The organism is Oleidesulfovibrio vietnamensis (genome assembly GCF_055388115.1).
On record NZ_AP042419.1, the window covers coordinates 1,416,784 to 1,442,962 of the forward strand.

The window sequence follows — 26,179 nt, forward strand, 5'->3', positions numbered from 1 at the left end:
CCTGTTTGCTGGTTGGTGGTTGAAAAACGCCCGGAGAGCCTATCGGTCTCCGGGCGTTATATACGATGGCTGTATGAAGGGTCTAGAAGCTGTGTCGCATTCTGTCCACCACATACTGCGTGGCTTTGCGCACCGCGGAGTAGGCGGCCTGCTGGTCTGTGCCGGAAAACGTCCGGTAGGTTTCGCTGACGGAGGTGAAGCCGGAATCCCAGACAACGGTGTTGGTGTTGTCGTCATACACGGCAGCCTTGAGCGAAACCGATGCGCTGAACAGACGGTCGGAATCATCCGTATCTGTGGCGCGTCCGGTCACTGTGATTTTATCCACAATGACAGCTATGGAGTAGTCCGTTCTGCCGTTGTCTTTCCATGTGGCCATGTGCCTGTTGGTTATCTCGTCGCGCATTTCAGCGCGGATGACGGCACCGACCCACGGAAACAGCGAGGGGTTGACCACTTCGCGTATGCGGATGGTGGCCTGCGGTCCGCCGAACACGGAAGGTTCGTCCGCAGCCAGCCGGTAGCCGCCGCAGCCCTGCAGCGCAAAAAGCACACAGGCCAGCACGGCGCACAGTACCGCTGTGCGTATGGCGGACGCGCCGCGCGTACGGGCGCGTATGTTGTCAGCTTGCGACGACATTGACCATTTTCCCCGGAATGACAATTACCTTGCGGACGGTGAGTCCTTCGGTATGGCGTACCACGTTGGCTTCTGCAAGAGCAAGCTTTTCAAGCTCTTCCTTGCCGGTGCCTGCGGGTACGGTCATTTTGGAACGCAGCTTGCCGTTGACTGAAACCGGAATGACCACCTCGTCCCTGAGCAGGGCGTCTTCGTCGTATCGGGGCCACGGTCTTGCGGTAAGCATGTCCTTGTGGCCCAGCTGTTCCCACAGTTCTTCGCACAGATGCGGGGTGATGGGCGCCAGCATGGCCAGCACTGACGACACTGCCGAGCCCAGCACTCTGCGGCCTTTTTCGTCGGCACCCAGTTCGTCGCGGGTAAGATACAGCGCGTTGACCAGTTCCATCACGGCAGAAATAGCGGTGTTGAACTGGAATCTGTTCTGAATGTCGGCACCGGCTTTTTTGACGGTGGCGTGTTCCTTCTGCCGGATATCCTTTGCGGCCGCGCCGGTGCAGTCATCGCTGCTGCTGGAGCAGGGGGCCATGGGCGCCATGCCCGCAGGCAGGTCTTCCACCAGCCGCCACACACGGTTTACAAACCGGCTTGCGCCTTCGATGCCGGAGTCGGACCAGTCGAAGTCACGTTCGGGCGGTGCCGCGAAAAGGCAGAACAGGCGGACGGTGTCGGCACCGTAGCGGCTGATCATTTCAGTGGGGTCAACCACATTGCCCTTTGACTTTGACATCTTGGCGCCGTCCATCAGCACCATGCCCTGCGTCAGCAGGTTGGCGAAAGGTTCGTCAAGGTCCATGTAGCCGCAGTCGCGCAGTGCCTTGATAAAGAAACGCGCATACAGCAGGTGCAGAATGGCGTGTTCCACGCCGCCTATGTACTGGTCCACGGGCAGCCAGTACTTGAGTGCCTGCGCATCAAAGGGGGCTTCATTGTCACCGGCCGACGTGTAGCGCGCAAAATACCATGAGGACTCCACGAAGGTGTCCATGGTGTCGGTTTCGCGCCGTGCTTTTTCTCCGCATGCAGGGCACCGGCATTCGTAGAATTCCGGAGTTTCGCCCAGCGGCGAGCGGCCGTCGGAACGGGTTTTTATGTCCAGCGGCAGACGGACGGGCAGGTTTTCTGCTTTTTCAGGCACAATGCCGCATTTTTCGCAGTAGACCACGGGAATGGGCGCACCCCAGTAACGCTGGCGCGAGATATTCCAGTCACGCAGGCGGTAGTTGACGGTGCGTTTGCCTTTGCCGTTGGCTTCAAGCCATTCGGCTATTTGGGTTTTGCCTTCTTCGTTGGGCAGCCCGCTGAACTGGCCCGACCCGACCATGGTTCCCTGACCGGTATAGGCGGTTTCCATGGTTGCAGGTGTCAGTTCCGCGCCTTCGGGCTGGATGACAACTTCCATCGGCAGGTCGTATTTACGGGCGAATTCAAAGTCGCGCTCGTCATGCGCGGGCACGGCCATGACGGCGCCCGTGCCGTATTCGGCCAGTACAAAGTTGGCCACATAGATGGGCATTCTGCGTCCGCTGAGCGGATTGATGCAGTATGCGCCCGTGAACACGCCTTCTTTTTCCAGCGTGTCTGCGGTGCGTTCAATGCGGTCCATGTTGCGTATACGCGTGACAAAAGCCCTGACAGTCTCTTCCTGCCCGGTGCCGGTGATGAGTTTTTCCACCAGCGGATGTTCAGGAGCAATGCTCATGAATGTGGAACCGAACACCGTATCGGGGCGGGTGGTGAAGACCTTGACGGTTTCATCGCTGCCATCCACGGCAAATTCGATTTCGGCACCTACGGATTTGCCTATCCAGTTGTGCTGCATGGTCAGTACGCGGTCGGGCCATCCGCCGGTCAGTTTTTCAAGGTCGGCCAGCAGTTCTTCGGCGTAGGAGGTGATTCTGAGGAACCACTGCGCCAGATCACGTTGTTCGACCACTGAATCACAACGCCAGCACAGCCCGTCTATGACCTGCTCGTTGGCCAGTACCGTGTTGCATTTTGGGCACCAGTTCTGCGGTGCCTTTTTGCGGTATATCAGGCCTTTTTCCATGAATTTGAGGAAAAACAGCTGTTCCCAGCGGTAGTATTCCGCATCACAGGTGGCCAGTTCGCGGCGCCAGTCGTACGAATAGCCCAGCCTTTTAAGCTGGCTGCGCATATTGTCGATATTGGAGTATGTCCATTTGGCGGGGTGCGTGTCGTGCTTGATGGCGGCGTTTTCGGCAGGCAGTCCGAAAGCGTCCCAGCCCATGGGGTGTAGCACGTTGAAGCCCTGCATGCGCTTGAAGCGGGCGACCACGTCGCCTATGGAGTAGTTGCGGACGTGCCCCATGTGGATGTTGCCCGAAGGATAGGGAAACATCTCAAGCACGTAGTATTTGGGCTTGTCGGAGCCGTGCTCGCTGCGGAACATCTCCTTTTCTTCCCAAATATGCTGCCACTTCTCTTCAATGGCCTGAGGATTGTACTTCATAGCCGTGCTATTCCTTATGTATAGTCGTTGAGCGGTAAGAGTTCAGAATCAGTACTTGCACGTGATGGTGCCTGCTTCCAGCGCCTTGGCTGCCGCATCCAGTATGCCGTTGATGAAGTTGCGCGACTTGTCGTCGCCGAACTGCTTTGAAAGCTCTATGCCTTCGTTGATGGCCACTTTGGGCGGTACGTCGGCGCGGTAGAGCATTTCATATACGGCAAGGCGCAGGATGGTCAGTTCTATTTTGCCGATGCGCTCCACGCGCCAGTTCTGGGCAAAACGGGTGATGATCTCGTCCAGCGCTTTCTGATTGGTCCATGTGCCTTCGATAAGTTCCCAGGCAAACCCCACGGGGTGCGCTTCGCCTCCGCGGTCGCTCACGTCGGGCGATGCACAGTAGGCTTCCTGCAGCTGGGCCAGATCCTTGGCGGGCGAAAAGTTAAGCCCGTAAAGAACCTGAAAAGCAAGCGCCCGCGAAGAGCGCCGCGATGAATTGTTACCTTTTGCGGCCATGTGTTACAGCTGCTCCAGTACTCGGATCGTTTCAAGAACGGCGGAAGCAGCTTCCACGCCTTTGTTTCCGCCCTTGGAACCGGCGCGCTCGATGGCCTGTTCCAGCGTGTCGGTGGTCAGCAGGCCGAATCCCACGGGTACGCCGGATTCCAGCGCAACCTGTGCAAGGCCTTTGGTGGCTTCGTTGGCCACAAAATCAAAGTGCGGAGTGGCACCGCGGATGACGGCACCCAGAGCGATCACGCCGTCGTATTTGCCGGAGGCGGCCAGCTTTTTGGCGGCCACGGGCATTTCGAATGCGCCGGGCAGACGGATGAGGGTCATGTCTTCGCGGCTGCCGCCGCAGCGGGTCAGGTAGTCGACGGCGCCGCCAACCAGACGGTCAACGACAAAGTCATTGAAGCGGGTGGCGATAATGGCGAACTTCAGCCCCTTGGCGTCGAACTGGCCTTCGATGGTTTTCAGGTGCATCATGGCAAAAAGTCTCCTGATGGCGGCGCGGGGGCCGCGTGGCAAAGTGGAATATGCAGGTCGCACCCCGTGCCGGAACACGGGGTGCGCATCATCAACAAATTGAGGGGGCGGCCGGCGCCCCGGCTGTTACTGTTCCTGCCCTTCGTCGGAAAGATGCAGCATATGCCCCATCTTTTCCTTTTTGGTGCGCAGGTAATTTTCGTTAAATTCGCAGGCATGCATTTCGATGGGAACACGTTCGACCACCTGAATGCCGTAGCCTTCTATGCCCACGATTTTTTTCGGGTTGTTGGTCATCATGCGCATTTTGCGCACGCCCAGATCCACAAGAATCTGTGCGCCGATGCCGTAGTCGCGCAGGTCGGCCTTGAAACCCAGCTTGTGGTTGGCTTCCACGGTATCGTAGCCCTGATCCTGCAGCGCATAAGCCTTGATCTTGTTGGCCAGTCCGATGCCGCGGCCTTCCTGACGCATATACAGCACAACGCCTGCGCCTTCGGCTGCCACGGTGCACATGGCGGCTGCCAGCTGATCGCCGCAGTCGCAGCGCAGCGATCCCAGCACATCGCCGGTGAGGCATTCGGAGTGCACGCGCACAAGCACGGCGTCCTGATTTTTTATGTCGCCTTTGACCATGGCAAGGTGGGTTTCGTCACCGTGGTCGTTTTCGTAGGCGATAACAGTGAAGTCACCGTATTTGGTAGGCATTTTAGCTTCTGCCACCCGCTGTACGGAAAGTTGTCCGGGCTGCATACGGTACCTGATAAGATCGCGTATGGTGGCAATCTTCAGGCCGTGCTTTTCGGCAAATTCCACAAGATCAGGCATGCGGGCCATTTCGCCGTCGTCGCGGATTATCTCGCAAATGACGGCGGCGGGCTTGAGACCGGCAAGACGGGCCAGATCCACACTGCCTTCGGTCTGTCCGGCACGCACCATGACACCGCCCTTCTGGGCGCGCAGGGGAAAGATGTGGCCGGGGGTGACTATGTCTTCGGGCTTCACGTCGTCTTTCACTGCCGTAAGAATGGTCGTTGCGCGGTCTTTGGCGGAAATACCGGTGGTGACGCCCTGACGGGCTTCGATGGATACCGTGAAGTTGGTGCCGAATTTGGATTCGTTGCGGCGGGCCATCAGCGGCAGCTGCAGCTTGTCCACCCATTCGGGCGCCATGGCAAGGCATATGAGACCGCGGCCGTGCATGGCCATGAAATTGATGATCTCCGGAGTAACATGCTCGGCTGCAATGGTCAGGTCGCCTTCATTTTCGCGGTCTTCGTCGTCTACAAGAATGAGCATCCGTCCGCTGCGGATTTCCTCAATGGCCTCTTCGGCCGTGCACATAGGCATATCTGGGAACCTCTCGGTAAGTTGCGGTATCCTCCGGCGGTCGTGCCGCCGGCGGTTTGCGGCGTTTTACGGTTAAAAGCCGTGTTCGCGCAGAAAGTCCATTGTCAGAGTGCCGGCCCGGCTGTCGCCTGCGGTTGCGCCGCCTTTGTCTGCGGAGCTCCACGGGGTGAGCATGCGCTGAACATATTTGCCGATGATGTCGGTTTCCATGTTTACGCGGGTTCCGGGCTTCCAGTGCGCGATGGTTGTCACCTTTTGCGTTTCGGGAATGATGTTCACTTCCAGAAAATCCGGCCCGCAATGATTAACCGTAAGGCTGATACCGTCAAGAGTTACGGAGCCTTTATCCACCACCTGAATCCCGAATTCCTGCGGAAAGCCGAGCCGGTATACGCGCGAAAGCCCCGCAGGCTGCACCGACTGCACCGTGGCCAGACAGTCCACATGTCCGCTGACAATGTGCCCGCCCAGCCTGTCGCCCACTGCAAGCGCGCGCTCCAGATTAACGGCAGCGCCGGTGTGCAGGGCACCCAGGTTGGAGCAGGACAGGGTTTCCGCAGATGCGTATGCGCTGAACCAGCTGTCCGCATAGGTTTCCACGGTAAGACATACGCCGTTCACGGCGATGGATTCGCCGGTGACATAGTCCGTCAGCGCAAAGCGGGGCCGGATGCGGAAACGGGTTTCACTGCCCCTGTTGTCTGCCGACAGGATTTCGCCCTGTCCGTTGATTATTCCGGTAAACATAGGTGTTATTTCCTCGGGCGCAAGGTCAGGATAACGTCTTCGCCGCTGCGGGCGACATTACAGATGCGCAGGCCCAGCGCCTGTTCCATGGTGGACGGTGTGCGGCCGTCAAACAGCGGTCTGGCCTGTGCGTCGGCCAGCAGTTTGGGGGCCATATGCAGTTCCAGTTCCTGCGCCACATTCATTTCCAGCATGGAAAGAGCCAGCATGCCGCCGCCTTCGCACAGGGTGTGGTAGCAGTCGTATTCGCTGCGCAGGCCCGCAAGGGCGGTATGCAGATCCAGTCTGCCCTTGCAGTTGCGGTCCAGTCCGGTCACGCGCACACCCAGAGCGCGCAGGGCATCGGCCTGTGCGGAAGCCGCCACTGCGCGGGGTGTCCAGAAAATTGTTTCATGCGGGCGTTGCTGCAGCAGGTGCATGGGGGTTCCGGCATCGGGCAGCTGCGAGGTGACCACCACGGCCAGCGGTTGCCGGCGGATTCCTTCCAGCCGGCAGGTAAGTTGCGGATTGTCAGCGCGGAAGGTTCCTCCCCCGACGATGACGGCATCGGCGTGTCTGCGCAGTTCATGCACACGGCGGCGCGATTCTTCGCCGCTTATCCAGCGTGAGTGCCCTGTACGGGTGGCTATGCGGCCGTCCAGAGTGGAGGCAAGCTTGATGATGGTGTAGGGCAGGGGTGTTTTTTTCCATGTGATGAAGTCGTCCACCACATCTTCGCATTCCTGACGGCAGACCCCTGTTTCAACGGTGACTCCGTTTTCGCGCAGAAAATTTGCTCCGCCCTGTGCCACGGGGTTGGGGTCCATCATACCCACCACCACGTGCCGGATACCGGCCTGCAGCACGGCTATGGAGCACGGGGGCGTTTTTCCGGTGTGGTTGCATGGTTCCAGCGTTACCACCAGAGTGCATTCGGCGGGGTTCACTCCGCGTCGGGCGGCATCGCGCAGGCATTCTATTTCGGCATGCGGTTTACCATAGGCCGTGTGCCAGCCGCGCGCCACGGTCTGCCCGTCTTTTACCAGCACGGCACCCACGCAGGGATTGGGCGATGTGGCCCAGCGGCCTTTTTCGGCCAGCGCCACCGCCTCAAGCATGAAGGAAGAAAAAGGATGATCGTGTGACACGGCTATTTCCGTCCGGCCTGAGGATAATCAAGCACTTCAAATTTCACTCCGGCTTCGCGCATCATGGCCTCTGAGAGCGGGTCCGGATAGGGTTCCATGAAATACACTGCTGTCACTCCGCAGTTTATCAGCATTTTTGTGCAGATAAGGCAGGGCTGCGTGGTGCAGTATATTTCCGCACCGGCCAGTGATACCCCGTGGATGGCTGCCTGAATAATCACGTTCTGTTCGGCGTGCAGGCCACGGCATATTTCGTGCCGCTGGCCGGAAGGCACTCCCAGCTCTTCGCGCAGGCAGCCCACATCAAGGCAGTGCGCCACATTGGAGGGCGCACCGTTGTAACCGGTGGCCAGAATGCGTTTGTCCTTGACCGCGATGGCGCCCACTTTGCGCCGCGTGCAGGTGGAACGCTCGGCCACAAGATAGGTGATGTCCATAAAATAATGAGGCCAGGGAAGTCTGCTGTGCATGCGTGATATCCGTGTGCCGCGCTGTGTGCGGCTTTAGCAGTGAATATAGCGGGGCGGTTTTGTCAAACCGCCCCGCTGCAATGTTGCTTTGTCTGCTGTTACCAGTGGAACAGCGGGAACTGACGGGCGAACTTTTCCACGTCGCGGCTTATTTCCGCCAGACGGGTTTCGTTGCCGATATTGCCCAGCGCGTCGATTATCCAGCCGGCCACTTTGACCATTTCAGCTTCTTTCATGCCGCGGGTGGTCAGGGCAGGGGTACCCAGCCGGATGCCCGAAGTCACGAAAGGCGAGCGGGTTTCAAAAGGCACCGTGTTTTTGTTGGCGGTGATGCCCGCAAGGTCAAGCGCATGCTGGGCATCTTTACCGGTGATATCCTTGTTTGTCAGGTCCACCAGCATCAGGTGGTTGTCGGTGCCGCCGGAAACCAGTTCAAAACCGGCATCGGTCAGGGTGGCGGCCAGTTTGGCGGCGTTGGCGACCACCTGCTTCTGGTAGGCGCCGAATTCGGGACGCAGCGCTTCGCCGAAGGCCACAGCCTTGGCGGCGATGACATGCATGAGCGGGCCGCCCTGAATGCCGGGGAAAATCTGGCTGTTCAGTTTTTTGGCGGCTTCTTCGTCCGACAGAATCATGCCGCCACGCGGACCGCGCAGGGTTTTGTGCGTGGTTGTGGTGGTGAAGTGCGCCGTGCCCACAGGGGAAGGATGCAGACCGGCGGCCACCAGACCGGCTATGTGGGCCATGTCGACCATAAGCAGGGAACCCACTTCGTCGGCTATGGCGCGGAACCGTGCAAAATCGATGATGCGGGAGTAGGCGCTGGCACCGGCCACAATCATGGCGGGGCGGTGCTCGCGTGCCAGTTCTGCCACGCTGTCATAATCTATGCAGCCGGTTTCGCGCGAGACACCGTAGAACACCACATTGTAGAACCGGCCCGAAAAGTTGACGGGGCTGCCGTGGGTCAGGTGTCCGCCGTGCGACAGATCCATGGCCAGAATGGTGTCGCCGGGAGTCAGCGCGGAAAAGTATACGGCCATATTGGCCTGGCTGCCGGAGTGGGGCTGGACGTTGGCGTACTGGGCGCCGAATATTTCGCAGGCGCGGTCGATGGCGAGGTTTTCCGCCACGTCGACAAATTCGCAACCGCCGTAATACCGCTTGCCGGGGTATCCTTCGGCGTATTTATGGGTCAGCACGCTGCCCTGTGCGGCGCGGACTGCGGGGGACACAAAGTTTTCAGAGGCGATGAGTTCCAGCTTGCCGGTCTGACGTTCCACTTCCTGAACAATGGCGCGACCGACTTCCGGATCCTGAATAAGCAGTTCGTCCATGGTTTCCACTCTCCGCGTTGTGGTTATGCCGCGCACCCCGCAGGGGGATGCGCGGCGGAGGGATTCGGTATTAGCCTTCCCAGCGCTTGAACAGCATGCACGCGTTGGTGCCGCCGAAGCCGAAGGAGTTGCTCAGCACGTATTGTGCCTGATACGACTCGGAACCGCCACCCATATAGTTGAGGTCGCAGTCTTCGTCGGGGGTTTCATAGTTTGCGGTGCCGGGCACGGTGCCGGTTGCAAGGGTAAGACAGCTGAAAACGCCTTCCACGCCGCCGGCGGCCCCCAGCAGGTGGCCCGTCTGCGATTTGTTGGCGCTGATGCGCAGCTTGGACGCGTGGTCGCCGAACACTTTTTTCAGTGCCAGTGTTTCGCTCTTGTCGTTCAGCTGTGTCGAGGTGCCGTGGGCATTGATGCAGTCCACATCAGCGGGGCTGATGCCGGCTTCTTCAATGGCCATCAGCATGGCGCGTGCCATGCCTTCGGCGTCGTCGCGGGGGGCGGTCATATGAAACGCGTCGTCCGAAGAGCCGAAGCCCACGATTTCCGCGTATATGGTTGCCCCGCGGGCCCGGGCGGACTCAAGCGATTCGACCAGCAGCAGCCCTGCGCCTTCGCCGATGACAAAGCCGTCACGGTTGGCATCAAAGGGACGCGAAGCCTTTTCGGGGGCATCGTTGCTTGCGGTGGAAAGCGCACGCAGTGCTGTGAACCCGGACACGCCCATGGGGGTGATGGTGGATTCGGCACCGCCGGTGACCACAGCGTCGTAGCGGCCCACTTTTACCTCGGTAAAAGCATAGCCGATGGCGTGGGTGCCCGATGCGCATGCACTGGTCATCACAACGTTGCCGCCTTTGGCGCCTATTTCCATGGCAATCTGGCCGGGGGCCATGTTGGAGATAAGCTGGGGAATCATGAAGGGGGAGATGCGGTTGGGACCGGCTTCGACCAGTTTGGTATGAAACTGCTCGAGGGTTTCCAGTCCGCCCAGCCCCACACCCAGAAGACAGGCCACGCGATGGGCCGTTTCTTCGGGCACGGTGTATTCTGCGTGCTTCATGAGCTGCTTGGCGCAGGCCACCGCGTACTGCGTAAAGCGGTCCATGCGGCGTGCCTGTTTGGGGGGAATATACTCGCCCAGGTCGAGGCCTTTTACCTCGCCCGCCACGCGGGATGTATATTCGCTGGCATCAAAACGGGTGATGGGCCCGATTCCGGACTTTCCGGCAATGAGATTTTCCCAGCTGGTTTCAACATTGTTGCCAAGCGGGGTTATTGCGGCAAGTCCGGTTACTACTACTCGTTTTCCAGTCATTCTATGTTCCTCGTGGGCATAACGCGGCGTAAAAGCCGTCCGTCCGGTGTCCGGTCTGGCCGGTGGCAGGGGGCGGAAAAAAGCCTTTTTCGCAGCAGCCGGAAGAAAAGGGCAAAGCGCCTTATGACTCCGTCATAAGACGCCTGCTTGCATGTATTTGGAATGATGAGTGAAGACTATTGCTTGCCAGCGATGTAGTCGATGGCGTCTTTGACTTTCAGAATTTTCTGAGCGTCGTCGTCATCAATCTCGGTACCGAATTCTTCTTCCATGGCCATGATCAGTTCGGTCAGGTCCAGGGAGTCAGCACCCAGATCTTCCACAAAGGAAGCTTCGGGCTTTACTTCTTCGGCGGAAACGCCGAGCTGGTCCATGATGATCTTTTTGACTTTTTCTTCGACGGACATATTCCCTCCAATCGGTGTTATTTGTAGCTGAAGCGCAGGCAGGCAGCGGCCTGTCCGCAGGCGGGCTAGGTGTACAGACCGCCGTTGACGGCGATGACCTGCCCGGTAATGTAGCCAGCCTTGTCAGAAGCAAGAAAGGCCACGGCATCCGCCACATCCTGTGCACTGCCGAGACGGCGCAGCGGAATGGCGGAAAGGTACTGTTCGCGCACATTGTCGGCAAGCGCTCTGGTCATGTCGGTCTCTATGAAACCGGGTGCCACGGCGTTTACGGTGATGTTGCGCGCTGCAAGCTCCTTGGCGGCGGACTTGGTAAGTCCTATAAGACCGGCCTTGGCGGAGCAGTAGTTGGCTTGTCCGGCGTTGCCCATCTGGCCCACCACCGAGGTGATGTTGATGATGCGGCCGCAGCGTTGTCTGCTCATTATTTTGGCCGCTTCGCGGCTGCATGAAAAGGCGCCCTGCAGGTTTACACTGACAACCCGTGCAAAGTCCTCATCTTTCATGCGTATGAGCAGCCCGTCTTTGGTTATGCCGGCGTTGTTCACCAGCACATCCAGCCGGACTTTGTCCTTCACTTCGTTTTTAAAGAATGCGGCCACCTCTTCGGGGTCGCCCACATTCAGACGAAGGGCCCTTGCCTGTCCGCCCGCAGTGCGGATGGACTCGGCCACGGTTTCGGCTTCTTCAGGTTTGCTCACATAGGTAAGCAGTACCTGAAAACCTTGCGCGGCCAGTGTTTCGGCAATGCATTTGCCGATGCCGCGTGAGCCGCCCGTGACCAGTGCGGTGGAGATAAGTTCGCTCATTTTGGTTCGCTTTTTCTCTTCTTTACCGGAAGGCACCGCTTTATACCGTAAAGACAGTGTAACTTCAATTGTGAATTTCGGCAGCGAGTATCTTATATTCCGGAAGGTTACCGGTTATACACGCTTTTTCAGGTGCGCAGCAGCACTGCACCCCATGTGAATCCGCCTCCGAATGTGGTCAGCAGTACCGTGCGCCCGGGGGGCAGCAGGTTTTTACTGTCCGCATCGGCCAGTGCCAGAGGCACCGATGCGGCGGAAGTGTTGCCGTATTCCTGAAGATTCACAAATACTTTATCGGCAGGGATACCCAGTTTTTTTCCCACCGCTTCGATAATGCGCAGGTTTGCCTGATGGGGCAGCAGCATATCCACGTCTTCGCGGGCTATGCCGTTGCGCTCAAGCAGTTCTTCGCACACGCGTGCCATGCTGCGCACGGCGTGTTTGAATATTTCACGGCCTTCCATGCGGACGAAAAATTCGTCACCCACGGGCTGGCCGTGTTTGTAGGGAACGCTGGTTCCGCCACCGCTGATGAGCAGAAGATCACCCAACGCACCGTCTGAAGAAAGCAGGCTGTCTGCCACTTCCACGGCACGTCCCTCGTTGGGGTGACTGCCCACGATGACGGCGCCGGCGCCATCGCCGAACAGAACGCATGTCGAGCGGTCGTTCCAGTTGATGCGCCTGCTCAGCACTTCTGCAGCCACAACAAGCACCTTGGCGTCGGGGGTCAGAGCCACGATGCCCTGTGCCATGTTGAGAGCGTACAGAAAGCCGGAACAGGCGGCGTTTAGATCGAGCGCCATCAGGCCGGAAACACCGAGCTTGTGCTCGATGAGGCAGGCTGTGCTGGGGCACATGGCGTCGGGGGTACAGGTGGCCACAAGAATGTGGGTCAGTGCGTCGGCATGCAGTCCGGCATTTGCCAGAGCCTGCAGCGCGGCTTTTGCGCCAAGGTCGGATGTCGTTTCGCCTTCGGCGGCTATGTGGCGCTGCTTTATGCCGGTCCGCGTGGTGATCCACTCGTCCGTGGTGTCCACGAACGCTTCCATGTCGGTGTTGGTGAGAATCCGCTCCGGCGCGTGGGAGCCGAATCCGAGAATGTAGCTTTTTGTGGTCATTGGCAGGGTCCGTGAAACATGAAGCGGCGACGCAGGTAACGCGCCGCCGTCACGGGTCGGTAGTTATTGCTTGACGGCCTTGCCGTAGCTGGTCAGCTCTTCGTTGGCACTGATGGTCTCCACAAGGTGGTGGTAGGAGCCCTTGGAAACGAAGGTGCCCGCCATGCCTACGGCAGAAGCGATGGCCTTTTCATTGGAAGCACCATGGCACACGATGGCGATACCCTGCAAGCCGAGCAGGGGCGCGCCGCCGTATTCGGCGTAATCCACAAAGCGGGCAAAGCGCCGGAACGCGTCACGCGCCAGAAAAGTGCCTATCTTGGCTTTGATGCCGGTAAGCAGTTCGCGCTTGAGCAGACGGGCAAGCGAGCTGGCAAGCCCTTCGCTCAGCTTCAGCGCAACGTTGCCTACAAAGCCGTCGCACACGGCGACATCAACATTGCCGGTAAACAGGTCGCGCCCTTCTATGTTTCCGACAAAATTGATATTTTTGGCTTCGCGCAGCAATTCGTACGCTTCCTTCACCTGAGAGTTACCCTTGCCTTCCTCTTCGCCGATACTCAAAAGACCCACGCGGGGTGTTTCGATTTCCAGCAGGTCGCGGGCAAAGGCTTCGGCCATCAGGCCGAACTGGAAAAGGTGATAGGGTTTGCAGTCCACGTTGGCGCCCACGTCCAGAAGAACGCAGGGCTTTTTTTCCGTGGGCATCACAGATGCCAGTGCCGGACGCTCCACACCGGGAATGCGCCCCATGATGAACATGCCGCATGCCACTGTGGCACCGGAGTTGCCGGCGCTGACGATGCCGTCTGCATCACCGGAACGCACCAGCCTGCATGCCACCTGTACGGAGGCATCCTTTTTGCGGCGCAGGATGTCGGAGGGTTTTTCCTCCATGCCCGCCACCTGACTGGCGTGCACAATATCATAGGCCACCCCGTCAAGGGGCAGCCTATTGAGTTCCGCGCTGATTGCGTCCTTGTCGCCTACCAGGATAAGCTTCAGACTGTTTTCGCGGGCGGCCCGAACGGCGCCGGGAACAACTATGGAGGGACCGTGATCCCCGCCCATGGCGTCCACGGCGATCACCGGAACGCTATTGCTCATCGTCCTGCCTGAGCACCTGACGGCCGTTGTAGGAGCCGCAGCTGTTGCACACACGGTGGGGCAGTGCGGGTTCGCCGCAGGCGCAGTACACAACCGAAGGAACGGCCACACGGTGGTGAGAACGACGCATACCCTTTCTGGACTTGGATTTTTTGTTCTGTTGAACAGCCATGACTATCCTCTCTTTCTTTGTCGTCCGCGCGGACGGCGCGGAAGTGAGCCGTAAAGGCGTTTAGTGCTTTGTTACTTTCAGGCCGCGCAAAGCGGCCAGACGGGGGTCGTACTGCTCTGTGTCGCAGCCGCATTTCCCGTCATTGAGATTCTTTCCGCATACCGGGCACAGCCCTTTGCAGCCGGAGGCGCAAAGCGGCTTGGCAGGCAGCGATACAATGAATTCTTCCCACAGCAAACGCCCCATTTCCATGCCGGCACCGGCTCCGTCAGGAGCGGGTCCGATAATGGTTTCGTCGTCGCCGGTGTCTTCTGTGTCATCGCCGGGCAGCAGTTCAAAAGAATCAAACTGGTGGTCGATGTCGATGACGGCATCTTCGGCACAGCGGTCACAGGGTACCGCTATCTGGCCGGTGATGCGTCCTCTTACAAGAACACCGTCCTGCTGGGCAAGCAGAAAGACCTGCGCAGTCAGGGGACGCCGGATTGCATAGGGCAGGGAAAATTCCGCTATGGGATTTTCCCAGATGGCCGGTTCGTCGAAGGAAAATTCCTTGCCCCCGGCGGGAATGTCTTTTATCAGGATCCAAAATTCAGGCATAATTGTCCTCGCGGAAGGCGATTTCTACATGTGTATCTCTTTGTTTGTCAAGAAAAGGGTTGCCTTTTTTTAAGTGTCGTTATAAGAAACCCTCCTTCCTTGGCCGTTCCGTCCTCGCGTGCAAGCAGCGGATCGCCGGGAGGGGTCCAAAACTCGCGAAACGTATTCTGTTTTTCATATATGGAGGATAGTCGTCATGGGAAAGCAATGTGAATTCTGCGGCAAAAAGCCCCAGACCGGCAATAATGTGAGCCACTCCAACATCAAGACCAAGCGCCGCTTCATGCCCAACCTGCAGAGCGCCCGCCATCAGCTGCCTACCGGTCAGATTAAGACCGTCAGCGTGTGCACCCGCTGCCTGCGCTCCGGTGCTGTGGTAAAGCCTGTGGTAAAGAAGACCGCATAAGGTTGGTTTCGCATACGACCGCAAAAGGCCCGGCAGAATACTGTCCGGGCCTTTTTTCGTTGCCTGTCCCGTCCTGAAATAGGTTGACAAGTAAGGAGCCTATTTCATGGAAAGTGAAAAGAATCAGCATGTAAAGCGCACCCAACGAGACTACACGATGGCCTTTAAAATATCCGTCGTGACTCAAGTGGAACAAGGCGAAATGACATACAAGCAGGCTCAGAAGATGTATGGTATTCAAGGGCGCAGCACTGTGCTTATCTGGCTTAGAAAGCACGGAACTCTTGATTGGAGCAAGCCTGTGGTACATTCGAGTAAATCGCCAAAAGCTAAAGAGACTCCCGCGCAGCAAATCAGAAGATTGGAACGGGAGCTGAGGGACGAGAGGCTGAAGAACATGCTTCTCAACGAAATGATTGACATTTCAGACCGCGAATACGGGACTGCCATAAGAAAAAAGTTTACCCCCGAGCTGCACGAAATCTTCAACAAAAAGCCAAAGTAAGCTTGGCGGCTTGTTGCAGGCAGCTCGGGGTGAGCCGCCAATCTGTTTATCAGGCCGAAAAGCGTTTTGAATTCCGAGCTATCCAGCTTCAAGTTGTGAAAGAGCTGGTGCTTGCCGTCAGAGCCAGAATGCCTCGGCTTGGAACCAGAAAGCTGTATTCGCTGCTGTGCGATGCTATCAGCGCAAAGGGAATCAAGCTTGGTCGCGATGCTTTGTTCGCGTTGTTACGAAAGGAGCACATGCTCATAAGGCGCAAACGAAACTACACAAAAACAACAAATTCAAAGCATTGGCTCAAGAAGCACCCGAACTTGTTTAAAGATATCCGACCATCAAGTCCGGAGCAGGTTTTTGTTAGTGACATCACATATCTTTCGACAAGAGAGCAGACCTACTACCTCACCTTGGTGACGGATGCTTATAGTAGAAAGATCATGGGACATAGCCTCAATCGGGATCTTGGAGCTGAAGGGGTGTCCAAGGCACTGGAAAAAGCTGCCAGGAACCGTTTGACTACCAAAGAGGCAATCCACCACTCTGACAGGGGGCTTCAGTACGCATCGACCATCTACCAAGACAAGTTGAGTAAGGCAGGGATGCTTTGTTCCATGACTGATGGATACGATTGCTATCAGAACGCTTTGGCTGAACGGGTGAATGGCATCCTGAAGCAAGAGTTTCTATTTGTGCCATGCAAAAGTTACGATGAGTTGAAGGCAGTTGTGGACGAGTCGATCGGAATCTATAATACGGAGCGTCCTCATCTTAGCCTGAATATGAAGACGCCGGAGTATGTACATAAAATGGGCTGTGAGGTTGCCCTCACAGCCCAAACTTGAACAATCTAAAAAACGTCAACTCATTTTAGGACGGGTCAGCCCGTAAAGAAGTAAGGTGTAACTGAACCGAGTCAACGGGGGTGCCTGTCATGCTGTGGTTTGTTCTGGCTCTGGCCACTGCCTTTTTTTCTGCGGGTGAAGCTGTGCTCTTCAAGCGCTTTTTCGGCGACAGGCCGCCGTACGAGATGATTGTCTGGCCCATGGCCTGGAGCCTGCCCCTGTTTGCAGGATATCTGCTGCTGTCCGATGCACCCGAGGTGCAGCAGGGGTTCTGGAGCGTCATGGCTGTCATGCTGCCCCTCAATATGGCGGCGTTTCTTATACAGACATGGGCCATCAGGCTGTCCCCCATCTCGCTCACCGTTCCTTTTCTTTCATTTACACCGGCGTTCATGCTGGGCACCGGCTACGTTATTCTGGGTGAAGCGATACCGGCGCAGGGCGTGGCGGGTATTGCATGCATTGTGGCCGGCAGCTGGCTGCTTAACCGCGCTCCTGCCGCTTCAGGCAGAACCTGCGGCGCCGGTGCGGCCCTGCTGGAACCGTTCCGCGCGGTATACCGCGAAAAAGGCAGCATGCTTATGCTGCTGGCGGCTTTCATCTGGAGCCTGACCGCTGTCTTATCTAAAAAACTGGCCCTGCTGGGAACCCCCATGTACACCGCGGCCATGTTTTTCGCCATTCATAACACCTTGATGCTTCTGCTTATCTTCGGTTTTACCCGCGTCAGTCCGCGTTGTCTGCGTGAACGGCCTCTTGCCGGTGCCGCGCTGGGGGTATGCATGTTCGGCCAGATTGTCTTTCACTATCTTGCTATCACGCTGGTGGCGGCCGCGTATATGATAGCGGTCAAGCGGCTCAACGGGATCATTTCCGTTGTCTTCGGCCGTCTGGTTTTCGGCGAGCGGGTAACGCTGTGGCGAACTGCCGGTGCCTGTGTCATGGGGGCCGGTGCTGCGATGATAGCCCTTGCGGGGTGATGTCCGGCCTGTGTGATTCGTTTTGTGCCCGTTTGTCCCTGTATGTTCCTGCCGTGCCGTGCCGCACCGGCCGCTTGCCATGGGCGGTACTTTGACTCAATGTGCGGTCTGCCGTGCTGTTGCCGGTCGCAGCATGACTGCGCTTTACAACTGTCGCGGAATGCTTAGTACCAGTGCATGGCCGGAAAACCGGCAATCAATCCATAACAGGCCATAACAGGGGTCACCATGCTGCTACGCCTTTTACTGCTGTTTACCATAATCCCTTTCATCGAGCTGTATCTGCTCATTCAGGTCGGCAGCGCCATCGGTGCCGGTTCAACCATACTGCTGGTCATACTTACGGGCATAGCCGGTGCATGGCTGGCCCGCACGGAAGGGCTGAGCACCATGTTCAAGGTGCGTCAGTCGCTGGATAAAGGTGTCATGCCTGCTGATGAGATGGTTGAGGGCCTGATGATTCTTGTGGCCGGTATTCTGCTGATAACACCGGGTCTCATGACCGATGCGCTGGGACTTGTATTGCTTTTCCCGCTTACCAGAGCGCCGCTGGCACGCCGGTTGCGGCGGAGTTTCGCCAGCTCGGTGCAGGTGCACGGGGCAGCCCGCTCCTCGCAGTTTTCCGGCGGGTTCGGCAGCGGCGGAACATTTTATTCCCGTACCTACTATTCCGGCGGGTTCGGTCCCGAAGCACAGGAAGAGCCGCGCAGGACTGTTGTCATAGACTGTGAAGCCGCGGAAGACGGTTCGCAGGATGACCCCCGCGTCATCGATTGCGATGCGGATGGTCCGCGGCGGAAATAGCCTGTGGCCATTTCTGCCGGACGTTCAGGTACCATTCTGCGGGGCGGGACGACCGGGACAGGCAGACACCGCATGGTCCGGCGCGGAGCTTCGCGCTGGTGGTGCGATGTGGTGCCTCTGCTGGCGGCTTCCGGACTGCGTGTGCGGGCCGGAGTAGCTCCGGCATGGCCGCTGGTGCTGGCATCGCGGGGTATTCCCTACCGGCTGCAGCACCGTTCATGGGGGGCGGCGTTGTATGTGCCGCTGCTTTATGAGCGTCTGGCTGCCGCGGAAATACTCCGCGCCGAACATGAAAATACCCCCGCCGCAGCGGTGCCGCTTCCCGCACCGGTTTTTCCAACTGCGGCAGTCACTTACTGGGTGCTGCTCTGTCTGGCCGTCTGGCACGGCGTGCGTATGCACTGGTGGCCGTGGCTCAATCATTTTTTACCAGCTGTTGGCGGGCTTGCTGCGGAACAATGGGCCGAAGCCGGACGTATGGACGGCATGCGTGTGCTGGTGGACCGCGAGTGGTTCCGCGTTGTGACCGCGCTTACTCTGCACGCCGACAGCGGCCATCTGCTGGGCAATGTTGTTTCCGGCGGTGTGTTTATGCCTTTGCTCTGCCGTCGCACCGGTGCCGGTGCGGGCTGGCTGCTTGTGCTGCTGGCCGGTGCCGCCGGCAATGTCTGCAGTGTTCTGTTTTCCGGCTATGACTATCTGAGTATGGGGGCCTCCACAGGTGTCTTCGGCGCTGTGGGGGCTTTGTGCGGCATAACGCTGGCTCTGGAGGGCAGGCAGGGCCGTGTGAAGGCTTTTGCGGTCATTGCTGCAGGACTGGGGCTGCTTGCCATGCTGGGCATGGAGGGAGAACGTACCGACATTACAGCACATGTGGCCGGACTTGTGTGCGGTTTTGCCGCGGGCAGGCTGAGCGGAGGCCTGCTGCATCCCGGGGGGGCCGCCGTTGTCAGCCGCAGGTGGATGCAGACATGCTGCGGACTGGCCGCAGTGCTGCTGACAGGCGCCGCCTGGGGCTGCGCTCTGGCTGTGTATATGTAGCGGCTGTGGTTTTATCTTTCATCTGTACCGGCAGTATGTTGCATTATATGCCGGAATTTTTTGTGCGGCAGTCGCGCACAGCAGAACGGCGGCGGAACCTGTGTTCCGCCGCCGTGTTTTTTCATGGATTGTACACCGTCTGTCAGATGGTGGTGGCATTGCCCTGCGCGGGAGCATCTGCAGGGGATGTCTCATGCCCCTCTTCTGCGGCGCTGTCCGCTTGGGGAGCGTCGTCCGCAGGTATGTCGGCAGAGGGCGTTATGGCTGATTGCTGTGTTGCCGTACTGTTGGTGGCATTGGCAGCGGGAAGCTGAACCGGCGCGGTGGCTGAATCTGCGGGCAGGTCAGCAGGCTCACCGGTTTGACCGGACTTCGCAGGGACCTCTGTTTGGGCAGAGACCTCTGTTTGGTCGGGGGAGGATGTCTCGCGCACGGCAACGACATATTCCTGATCCACAATCCACTGCCGGCTTACCTCCCGCATGTCTGCGGGTTTGTTTTCCCATGTGTCCCAGTGTTTGGTGCGCATGGCGACCACGGTTTTCCGGTGGGCTGACACGGCGGCATCCACATCGGCCCATTCGTCCAGTTCCAGCAGGTCGGCACCGGCGTAGAACGTATAAGTGCCCGAATAGACTTTATACGTCACGGGGGTGTAGCCTTTTTCTATGTAGCTGCCGATAAGCTCACCCTGCATGCGCGGGCTCATCACGTTATCCATGGAGGGAGCAGTGATAAGTCCCAGCGGCTGAATCCATACGGTGGTGAACAGCACTGCCAGCAGCAGCGCACCGGCCCCGCCGGCGGCAGGCGCCGCAACCCACATGATTGCCGCTCCTGCTGCACTGACTGCGGCAAGAATCCACAATCCTTCCAGAGCCAGCGGCCAGCGGACGGCTTTGGTCAGCCATTCCCAGCCGAACATCTGCCCCAGCTGCAGGGTGACCAGCGCTGCGGCCAGCGCCAGCAGCAGCAGTGCCATCAGCCGCATGAGCCATTTGGCGCGTGCGCGTGAAAGGGACAGTATACCGCCTGCGGTAAGCACCGCCAGCGGAGCGAAAAGAGGCAGCAGGTAGATGATGATTTTGATGCTGACGGCCGAAAGAATGGCGAATCCGCTGAGAAAAGCTATCCACAGATAGGCCATGCCTTCTTTTTCCGGAGTGCGCGAAGCGGCCACGGCACGGGCCCCTTTTTTACTCAGCAGAAAGCCGAAAGGCAGCACGGGCAGCAGCAGGGTCCACGGCATCCAGGCGGCGGGCAGAGTTGCCATATAGTGCCACCACGGCTGCGAGTGGTGCCATGTATGGGTGGCTCTGCGGTATATCTGGTCATGGAAGATGTTGTAAAGAAAGTCCGGCTGTTCCGTCAGATACGCGCCCATGACCCAGGCCAGCAGGATAAAGAGCATGACACCGGCACCGGCCGCCACATCTGCACCTGCCAGCCGCCGCGGTTTGCCGCGCCACAGCAGAAAGAGCACCGATGTGACAAGCGGAAAGGCAAGCCCCAGAGGGCCTTTGGTCAGGGTAGCCAGCGCGGCGAAGGCGAAACCGCAGACAATCCAGAATGTGGATTTTTCTTTTTTCCAGCCGGTGAAAAGACATATGTGGCTGAGCGTGATCAGTGCGGCGAAGAGCAGGTCCATGCGCGAATAGTGCGACACACCGATGAAGTAGAATACGCTGAGCAGTACAAGTCCGGCTCCCAGAGCCGTGCGCTTGTCTGCGGCTGCCACACGCCGGGCCAGTGCATATGTGGCCCAGATATAAAAAAGGGCAGAAACAGCCGCACCGCTGAAGAACAGGCGCGGCCCGATGCCCTGCGGAGCGTCACCGGCGATACCGGCAGCCTGCATAGCCTGCCTGATGCCTTCCAGCAGCCAGAAGTAGACAGGGGGTTTGTCGGGGTAGGGCACACCGTTCAGGTGCAGCACAATCCATTTACCGGCATTGACCACGTGTTCGAACACGTTGGCATAGCGGACTTCGTCGGAATACCATAGCGCGCGTGCGTCAAGCATGAACACGGTCTGCAGCGCCAGAAGAATGGTGAGCGGAATAAGGGGCTGAAAAGCCAGAATATCCAGAATGCGTTCGCAGACTGTACGCTGCGGTGCGGCCGGTGCCGCTTCAGTCGAAGCGTCGGGCGTGACGGTCTGTGAGTGCAGATCGTGCTGACCGGCATCGGGAGTGTTTTCAGTTTGCGTCATTGTTTTTCCTGTTCAGGTGCGTCCAGACGGTGTGCATGAGTAAAGCGGAAAAAGCACCCGTAAGCGTGCCGAAAAAAACATCGCTCGCATGGTGCTGTCCCAGATATATGCGGCTGAAGCCGACCAGTGCGGCGTATACTGCCAGCAGCGCGGAAAGCAATATTCCGGCGCGCCGTTTTGCGGCGCAGGCCAGCGGCAGTACAGACCCCACGATTTCAGTGGTATGTCCGGAGGGAAGCGAATTGTGCCCGGAGTTGAAGGAGAACGGCTGAAATGTGCCGTCCGCATTGGGCCGGGGGCTGCCTATGGTTATTTTGAAAATGCGCACAAGCAGAAACGCCACCAGCAGCTGGGCTATTATCCAGGCCAGCACGAAATTGCGTCTGCTGCGGGCTTCCTGCGGATTGCGCGCGGCCAGAACAGAGCCTTTGGCCGCACGGGCATAGATGGTGCCGTACACCAGATATAAAAAGGGATTGCCCCAGTCTGTGAGTATGGTTAGCCAGTACGTCAGATCGGGGTGCTGGTATCTGTAAGCTCTGAAAAACGTCGTCACTGTCTCGCCGGTGCCGATGCACAGTGCCACGGCTGCCAGCATGATCATCATGGGCAGCAGACAGAGCGCGTATACAAGTGCGGAATGGCTGGTACGCATGCCGCCTTATAGGCTGAAACACGCCATAAGTGAAGCCTGAGCCGGTGCGGTTTTGCGGTTGCGAGTGATTGACTTACCCTGTGAGTGTGATTACACATTCAAGTTCCTTTCCGTACACTAGTCATCTAATTCTGTTCCGGAGTATCCTGATGTTCTTTTCTTCCCTGCGTGCACGTTGGGGCATGCCCAACGGCTATCGCGATGTGCTCGGCGTGGGGTTGCCCCTTGTTATCAGCATGGCCTCGTCCACTGTGATGCAGTTCACCGACCGGCTTTTTCTGAGCCATTATTCCGTGGACGCCATTGCGGCCGCATTGCCTGCTGCCATTGTCAACCTGCTGTTTCTGCTGTTTTTTACAGGCGTTGCCGGATATGCCAACGTTTTCATAGCGCAGTACTGCGGTTCGGCTGCGCCTGCCCGTGTGGGTGCCGCCTTGTGGCAGGCCATTCATTTCAGTCTCATGGGCGGAGTGCTGCTGGCTCTGCTGTGGTTTGTCGCGCCGTTTATGTTTTCCTTTGCCGGACACCCTGCGCCGGTGGTCAGGCTGGAGGTGATCTATTTTCGCGTACTGACTGTGGGAGCGGTGTTCATGCTGCTTTCCAGCGCGCTGAGCTGCTTTTTTTCCGGTCGGGGGCTTACCCGTCCTGTAATGGTGGCCAACATCGCGGCCATGATCATCAACATCCCGCTTGATTACGCGCTGATTTACGGTGCGTGGGGGCTGCCCGAACTGGGCATAGCCGGGGCAGGCATTGCCACGGTGGCCGGCTGGGCGCTGACATTTTTCTTTCTGGCGCTTGCCACGTTTACCCGCCGTCACGATGCCATGTTCGGCGTTCTGCGCAACTGGCGTTTTGAACGGGCGCTTTTTTTGCGCATGATGCGTTACGGCCTGCCCAGCGGTGTGAACTATTTTTTTGAGATTTTTGCCATTACGTTTTTTGTTTTTGTCATCGGACGTCTGGGCAGAGTGGAACTGGCGGCAACCAATATCGTGTTTTCCATTGATTCGCTGGCCTTTCTGCCCATGCTGGGGCTGAACATAGCAGTCAGCACCATGGTGGGGCAGGCCATCGGCGCGGGCAAACCCGATGCGGCAGGTACCGCCGCCATGAATACTTTGCATCTGGCGCTGGCGTGGATGCTGTGCATCGGTGTGATGTTCATCATTTTTCCGGGTGTGCTGCTTGATATGTTCCGGCCGCAGGATGTCAGTGTGCAGGAGTATGTTCCCATTCGCGAAGCCGGTGTGGTGCTGATGCGTTTTGTGGCGTTCTACTGTCTGTTCGACGCGTTGTCGCTGGTGTTTTTCGGCGCTGTCAAAGGGGCGGGAGACACTTATTTTGTCATGTGGGCCATGGTGGTGGGCTGTGCATGCATGGTGGCGGTCATTGTCATCATGCGGCTGTGGTTCGACGCCGGTCTCATCGCATTGTGGGTGGTGCTTACCTGTTACGCCGTGGCGCTCAGTCTTTCGGCGCTGCTGCGCTACAGGGGCGGTAAATGGCGTTCCATGAAAGTGGTTGAAACAGTTCGCCGCAGTCCGGATGCCGGACCCTGCTGATACCGTAAAAAAGGCCTTCCACGGGGAAGGCCTTTTTTGATGCGCGGCTACAGTTTCTGCAGCACGGATTGTGTTTTCTGTTCCATGCGGGGGCGTGTTCCGCGTTTCCAGTCCACCTTCAGAGTCATGTAGACTCTGTCGCAGTCCTTTTCCAGCTCGCGGAAGCATGCTGTGATGCACTGCATCACTTCATCCCATTCGCCTTCGATGACTGTGCCCATGGGGCCCAGACTGTGGCCGAGGCCGCTGGCGCGGACAATATTGAGAACCCTTGCCACATAGGGGCTCAGGCTGCCGCCTGTGGCCGGATTCATGGGAAACATGGCCAGTTCTGCCATTACGCTCATATGCAGCTCCTGTGCGGGCGCCGTGCGGCGGCAGAGCGCGCACGGCACGCAAAGATTGATTGAAAAATGAATGATAGCGCCGGATCGCGGCAGATGGCAATGCGTGTGCGTCACGGCCTGCGGGCAATCCCCCCTGACTGCGGTCCGGTGCGGGCTTTTGCGGCAGGTGCTGTTTGACGCGGCCGGACACAGGCCGTCCGGTACCGTCGCGTTTACGGCAGCGGCGGCCTGGCTGTGTCGCTGGCGGTCAGAGTGTCTGCGCTTGCGGACGGACAGAACCGCCCGATGCGGACGAGGCGGCGGACACCGGGACGCAGCTGTCATGGGCCGGAGTGCACAGCACGCTGTCCATATGCCGGACTTTGTGCAGCACTCTGCGCACGATATCCTTGAAGGCTTTAAGGTCGGCGGGACCGTACCGCAGTCTGCCCAGTCCCATTCCGGCTATGTCCATGATTTCGTTGTACAGATACGGCAGATAAAGCGGGTCCTGCCGCAGAAATGCGTGTACCTGCCGCAGGGTGGCTGTGATGTCATCGTGGTTGCGGGCGGCTTTGCGCAGCAGTTTTTCCAGCCGGCGCTGGACGTGCCGCAGGCTTGAACGCCATTGTTCTTCGCGAGGTTCCCATGCCGGCTGGTTGCAGGGAATCATGGCCTGCTGCAATGCCAGACGCAGTTTGTCAAGACTTGCCCCGCGGGCCTGCAGCAGGTTGTTGTCCAGCGCATCCTGTGCCGTTATGTTGGCCGCTCCGTGTATGGGAAGTCCGCCGCCATATATGTTGTAGGCTTCGATGTCCGTGTGAATGCGGAAATCCTGCTCCAGTTCGCGGGCTGCGGCCAGAAATTTGTTGTCGGTGCGTATGGGGTTGCCGTCGATGTCTCTGGCTGCCTGATGCGATCTGAGCATGGTGGCGTGGTGTCCGCTGGCGTGGCTGCGGTCGCCTTTCCACCCCAGATCCTGCCCCAGCAGCGTGAATCTGCGTACTCCTGCCCAGTAGAGCAGACGCACAATGGCCACGTTGACGTTACTGCCTGCCTCCAGCACCAGATCACCGCTGCCTCCGATAAAGGTGGCCAGACCGCCCACAGTCCAGAGCGGCAGTGCGGGGCCGGGGTAGCGGGCGACAACTTCATGGCGCGTTTTGGTGGAATAGATGAGCGGGATATCGGCCGCCCATTCATTATCCAGCCGGTTGTACACTGCGGTCATTACTTCACCCCAGTCGATGGCAAGGCAGAAGTGGGGTTTTATACCTGCTTTGCGGCAGGCGGGCAGCGCCTGCAGCGATGTGGCGATGACTGCGTCGGCGGTGTGCGGGGCGATGACCGGTCCGTTGCTTTCCAGCGAAGGTCCGGCGCCGACGATAAGCGCGGGCAGTCCCCTGAGCATGTTTTCAAGCGGATTGAGACTGCCGTTGCGCAGTGCCGTGCGGAAGTTTGCAAGCTCGTTGGACACCATGGTGTCCTGCACCTTGCGCAGTGTCAGCATCTCCAGCCCGAAACTGTCCATCATGCCGTGCACTATGTTCGCCCATTCGGCATACAGCGGCGATATCTGCTGGCTGGGCAGGTCGGCACGCAGGTGAATACTGCCGAAGAGGTACTGTACATCCAGCCTGCGGATTATGTCGTGTACCACGGTGCGGTCGGGCGGAAGCACGGTAAGCTTGCCGGAGCGGATAAAAGGGCTGAAGTCGGACTGCGACAGGCACAGAGCCAGCATGGCGGCATCCGGTTCGAGTAACAGTATCTTATGTGTATCCGGTGTGTTGTCGATAAGATGCACCAGCCCGTAGCCCACGTTGCAGCCTATCACCACAGTGGCGCTGCGTGCCAGATTATGCCGGTCTGCTGCCGGACCGCTGTCTTTGCGGTGTGCGGAATCCGGAATCCATTTACCGTAGCAGACAGCGGGAGGGGCGGCGTCAAAAAGATAGCGCCCGTCCGGCAACTGCAGGTCTGTCATGCCATGGCTGTTTTTGCCCATGGCTGCCAGCAGCGGAGAGATATCCGGTGACATGTGCGAAAGCCACTGCGCTGCTGGGCGGCAGGTGGCGGCCAGAGCCTGCATGTTGGGAGCGGAAAAAAGTGCGCTGTTCATGACGCGGTAGTAGCAAAAAGCTTGCCGACAGTGTCCGGCAAGGTATCCGCGGTCTGTTT

At 58.4% G+C, this 26,179-nt stretch carries 26 protein-coding genes; 6 read left to right on the forward strand and 20 right to left on the reverse strand.

The genetic code is table 11. From position 1 onward, the window contains the following. Positions 1–82: 82 nt before the first annotated feature. The 16 genes from lptE to ACZ5D1_RS06225 form a co-directional block, all read right to left on the reverse strand. Positions 83–640 (reverse strand): LPS assembly lipoprotein LptE, encoded by a 558-nt coding sequence (gene lptE, locus ACZ5D1_RS06150; protein ID WP_011368306.1) that lies wholly within the window; start codon positions 638–640, stop codon positions 83–85. Further along, entirely contained in the window at positions 624–3,113 is a 2,490-nt protein-coding gene (leuS, locus tag ACZ5D1_RS06155; RefSeq protein ID WP_027181251.1) for a leucine--tRNA ligase, read from the reverse strand. The genes lptE and leuS overlap by 17 nt, the downstream gene beginning before the upstream one ends. Positions 3,114–3,161: 48 nt before the next feature. Next, complete coding sequence (nusB, locus tag ACZ5D1_RS06160; protein WP_011368304.1) at positions 3,162–3,626, reverse strand: transcription antitermination factor NusB; 465 nt, start codon at positions 3,624–3,626, stop codon at positions 3,162–3,164. A 3-nt stretch (positions 3,627–3,629) separates the two neighbouring features. After that, positions 3,630–4,100 carry a 6,7-dimethyl-8-ribityllumazine synthase gene (gene ribH, locus ACZ5D1_RS06165; protein WP_011368303.1) on the reverse strand — a complete coding sequence of 157 codons (471 nt, stop codon included), beginning with the start codon at positions 4,098–4,100 and terminating at the stop codon, positions 3,630–3,632. A gap of 126 nt (positions 4,101–4,226) precedes the next feature. Then, complete coding sequence (locus tag ACZ5D1_RS06170) at positions 4,227–5,450, reverse strand: bifunctional 3,4-dihydroxy-2-butanone-4-phosphate synthase/GTP cyclohydrolase II (RefSeq protein WP_011368302.1); 1,224 nt, start codon at positions 5,448–5,450, stop codon at positions 4,227–4,229. Between the two features lie 72 nt (positions 5,451–5,522). Then, on the reverse strand, positions 5,523–6,197 hold the full coding sequence (locus tag ACZ5D1_RS06175) for a riboflavin synthase (RefSeq protein ID WP_011368301.1): 675 nt from the start codon (positions 6,195–6,197) through the stop codon (positions 5,523–5,525). Positions 6,198–6,202: 5 nt separating this feature from the next. Then, the gene (ribD, locus tag ACZ5D1_RS06180; RefSeq protein ID WP_464556257.1) at positions 6,203–7,324 is read right to left on the reverse strand and encodes a bifunctional diaminohydroxyphosphoribosylaminopyrimidine deaminase/5-amino-6-(5-phosphoribosylamino)uracil reductase RibD; all 1,122 of its coding nucleotides are present in this window, start codon (positions 7,322–7,324) and stop codon (positions 6,203–6,205) included. Positions 7,325–7,326: 2 nt separating this feature from the next. Continuing rightward, the gene (locus ACZ5D1_RS06185; protein WP_011368299.1) at positions 7,327–7,794 is read right to left on the reverse strand and encodes a deoxycytidylate deaminase; all 468 of its coding nucleotides are present in this window, start codon (positions 7,792–7,794) and stop codon (positions 7,327–7,329) included. A 98-nt stretch (positions 7,795–7,892) separates the two neighbouring features. Beyond that, positions 7,893–9,131, reverse strand: a complete 1,239-nt coding sequence (gene glyA, locus ACZ5D1_RS06190) for a serine hydroxymethyltransferase (RefSeq protein WP_011368298.1) — start codon at positions 9,129–9,131, stop codon at positions 7,893–7,895. Between the two features lie 70 nt (positions 9,132–9,201). After that, positions 9,202–10,449 carry a beta-ketoacyl-ACP synthase II gene (fabF, locus tag ACZ5D1_RS06195; RefSeq protein WP_273192845.1) on the reverse strand — a complete coding sequence of 416 codons (1,248 nt, stop codon included), beginning with the start codon at positions 10,447–10,449 and terminating at the stop codon, positions 9,202–9,204. A gap of 176 nt (positions 10,450–10,625) precedes the next feature. After that, positions 10,626–10,856: an acyl carrier protein gene (gene acpP, locus ACZ5D1_RS06200; protein WP_011368296.1), complete on the reverse strand. Its 231-nt coding sequence runs from the start codon at positions 10,854–10,856 to the stop codon at positions 10,626–10,628. A gap of 65 nt (positions 10,857–10,921) precedes the next feature. Then, positions 10,922–11,665, reverse strand: a complete 744-nt coding sequence (fabG, locus tag ACZ5D1_RS06205; RefSeq protein WP_011368295.1) for a 3-oxoacyl-[acyl-carrier-protein] reductase — start codon at positions 11,663–11,665, stop codon at positions 10,922–10,924. 128 nt (positions 11,666–11,793) lie between these two features. Then, positions 11,794–12,786, reverse strand: coding sequence for a beta-ketoacyl-ACP synthase III (locus tag ACZ5D1_RS06210; RefSeq protein WP_011368294.1), 993 nt, complete (start codon positions 12,784–12,786; stop codon positions 11,794–11,796). 63 nt (positions 12,787–12,849) lie between these two features. Further along, on the reverse strand, positions 12,850–13,893 hold the full coding sequence (plsX, locus tag ACZ5D1_RS06215; protein WP_455696198.1) for a phosphate acyltransferase PlsX: 1,044 nt from the start codon (positions 13,891–13,893) through the stop codon (positions 12,850–12,852). After that, on the reverse strand, positions 13,883–14,065 hold the full coding sequence (rpmF, locus tag ACZ5D1_RS06220; RefSeq protein ID WP_011368292.1) for a 50S ribosomal protein L32: 183 nt from the start codon (positions 14,063–14,065) through the stop codon (positions 13,883–13,885). Before rpmF ends, plsX begins: the two co-directional genes overlap by 11 nt. Before the next feature lie 60 nt (positions 14,066–14,125). Beyond that, positions 14,126–14,665 (reverse strand): YceD family protein, encoded by a 540-nt coding sequence (locus tag ACZ5D1_RS06225; protein ID WP_011368291.1) that lies wholly within the window; start codon positions 14,663–14,665, stop codon positions 14,126–14,128. Between the two features lie 196 nt (positions 14,666–14,861). On the opposite strand from ACZ5D1_RS06225, the gene rpmB reads away from it, so the two are divergent. The 5 genes from rpmB to ACZ5D1_RS06250 all read left to right on the forward strand — a co-directional run bounded on the left by rpmB (position 14,862) and on the right by ACZ5D1_RS06250 (position 19,240). After that, positions 14,862–15,071: a 50S ribosomal protein L28 gene (gene rpmB, locus ACZ5D1_RS06230; RefSeq protein WP_011368290.1), complete on the forward strand. Its 210-nt coding sequence runs from the start codon at positions 14,862–14,864 to the stop codon at positions 15,069–15,071. Between the two features lie 106 nt (positions 15,072–15,177). Further along, positions 15,178–16,415, forward strand: a protein-coding gene (locus tag ACZ5D1_RS06235) for an IS3-like element ISDde2 family transposase (RefSeq protein WP_455697283.1) whose coding sequence is annotated in 2 segments (ribosomal slippage) — positions 15,178–15,532 and positions 15,532–16,415 — 1,239 coding nt in all. Because the reading frame shifts where the segments join, the coding sequence is not laid out codon by codon here. An 89-nt stretch (positions 16,416–16,504) separates the two neighbouring features. Then, on the forward strand, positions 16,505–17,395 hold the full coding sequence (locus ACZ5D1_RS06240) for a DMT family transporter (protein ID WP_011368289.1): 891 nt from the start codon (positions 16,505–16,507) through the stop codon (positions 17,393–17,395). Positions 17,396–17,623: 228 nt separating this feature from the next. Further along, positions 17,624–18,199, forward strand: coding sequence for an FxsA family protein (locus ACZ5D1_RS06245; protein WP_027181246.1), 576 nt, complete (start codon positions 17,624–17,626; stop codon positions 18,197–18,199). Positions 18,200–18,202: 3 nt separating this feature from the next. Beyond that, positions 18,203–19,240 carry a rhomboid family intramembrane serine protease gene (locus ACZ5D1_RS06250; RefSeq protein ID WP_464556263.1) on the forward strand — a complete coding sequence of 346 codons (1,038 nt, stop codon included), beginning with the start codon at positions 18,203–18,205 and terminating at the stop codon, positions 19,238–19,240. Positions 19,241–19,382: 142 nt separating this feature from the next. On the opposite strand, the gene ACZ5D1_RS06255 is transcribed toward ACZ5D1_RS06250, so the two are convergent. Then, positions 19,383–21,452: an ArnT family glycosyltransferase gene (locus ACZ5D1_RS06255; protein ID WP_464556265.1), complete on the reverse strand. Its 2,070-nt coding sequence runs from the start codon at positions 21,450–21,452 to the stop codon at positions 19,383–19,385. Continuing rightward, positions 21,439–22,107: a phosphatase PAP2 family protein gene (locus tag ACZ5D1_RS06260; protein WP_011368285.1), complete on the reverse strand. Its 669-nt coding sequence runs from the start codon at positions 22,105–22,107 to the stop codon at positions 21,439–21,441. The genes ACZ5D1_RS06255 and ACZ5D1_RS06260 overlap by 14 nt, the downstream gene beginning before the upstream one ends. A 149-nt stretch (positions 22,108–22,256) precedes the next feature. Here ACZ5D1_RS06260 and ACZ5D1_RS06265 point away from each other — a divergent pair, with 149 nt between their 5' ends. Beyond that, positions 22,257–23,672 (forward strand): MATE family efflux transporter, encoded by a 1,416-nt coding sequence (locus tag ACZ5D1_RS06265; RefSeq protein ID WP_011368284.1) that lies wholly within the window; start codon positions 22,257–22,259, stop codon positions 23,670–23,672. Between the two features lie 47 nt (positions 23,673–23,719). Here the strand turns inward: ACZ5D1_RS06265 and ACZ5D1_RS06270 are convergent, their stop codons facing one another. Both ACZ5D1_RS06270 and ACZ5D1_RS06275 read right to left on the reverse strand, forming a co-directional pair. After that, entirely contained in the window at positions 23,720–24,019 is a 300-nt protein-coding gene (locus ACZ5D1_RS06270; RefSeq protein WP_011368283.1) for an MTH1187 family thiamine-binding protein, read from the reverse strand. Positions 24,020–24,266: 247 nt separating this feature from the next. Next, the gene (locus ACZ5D1_RS06275; protein WP_162147937.1) at positions 24,267–26,120 is read right to left on the reverse strand and encodes a motility associated factor glycosyltransferase family protein; all 1,854 of its coding nucleotides are present in this window, start codon (positions 26,118–26,120) and stop codon (positions 24,267–24,269) included. Positions 26,121–26,179: the final 59 nt, after the last annotated feature.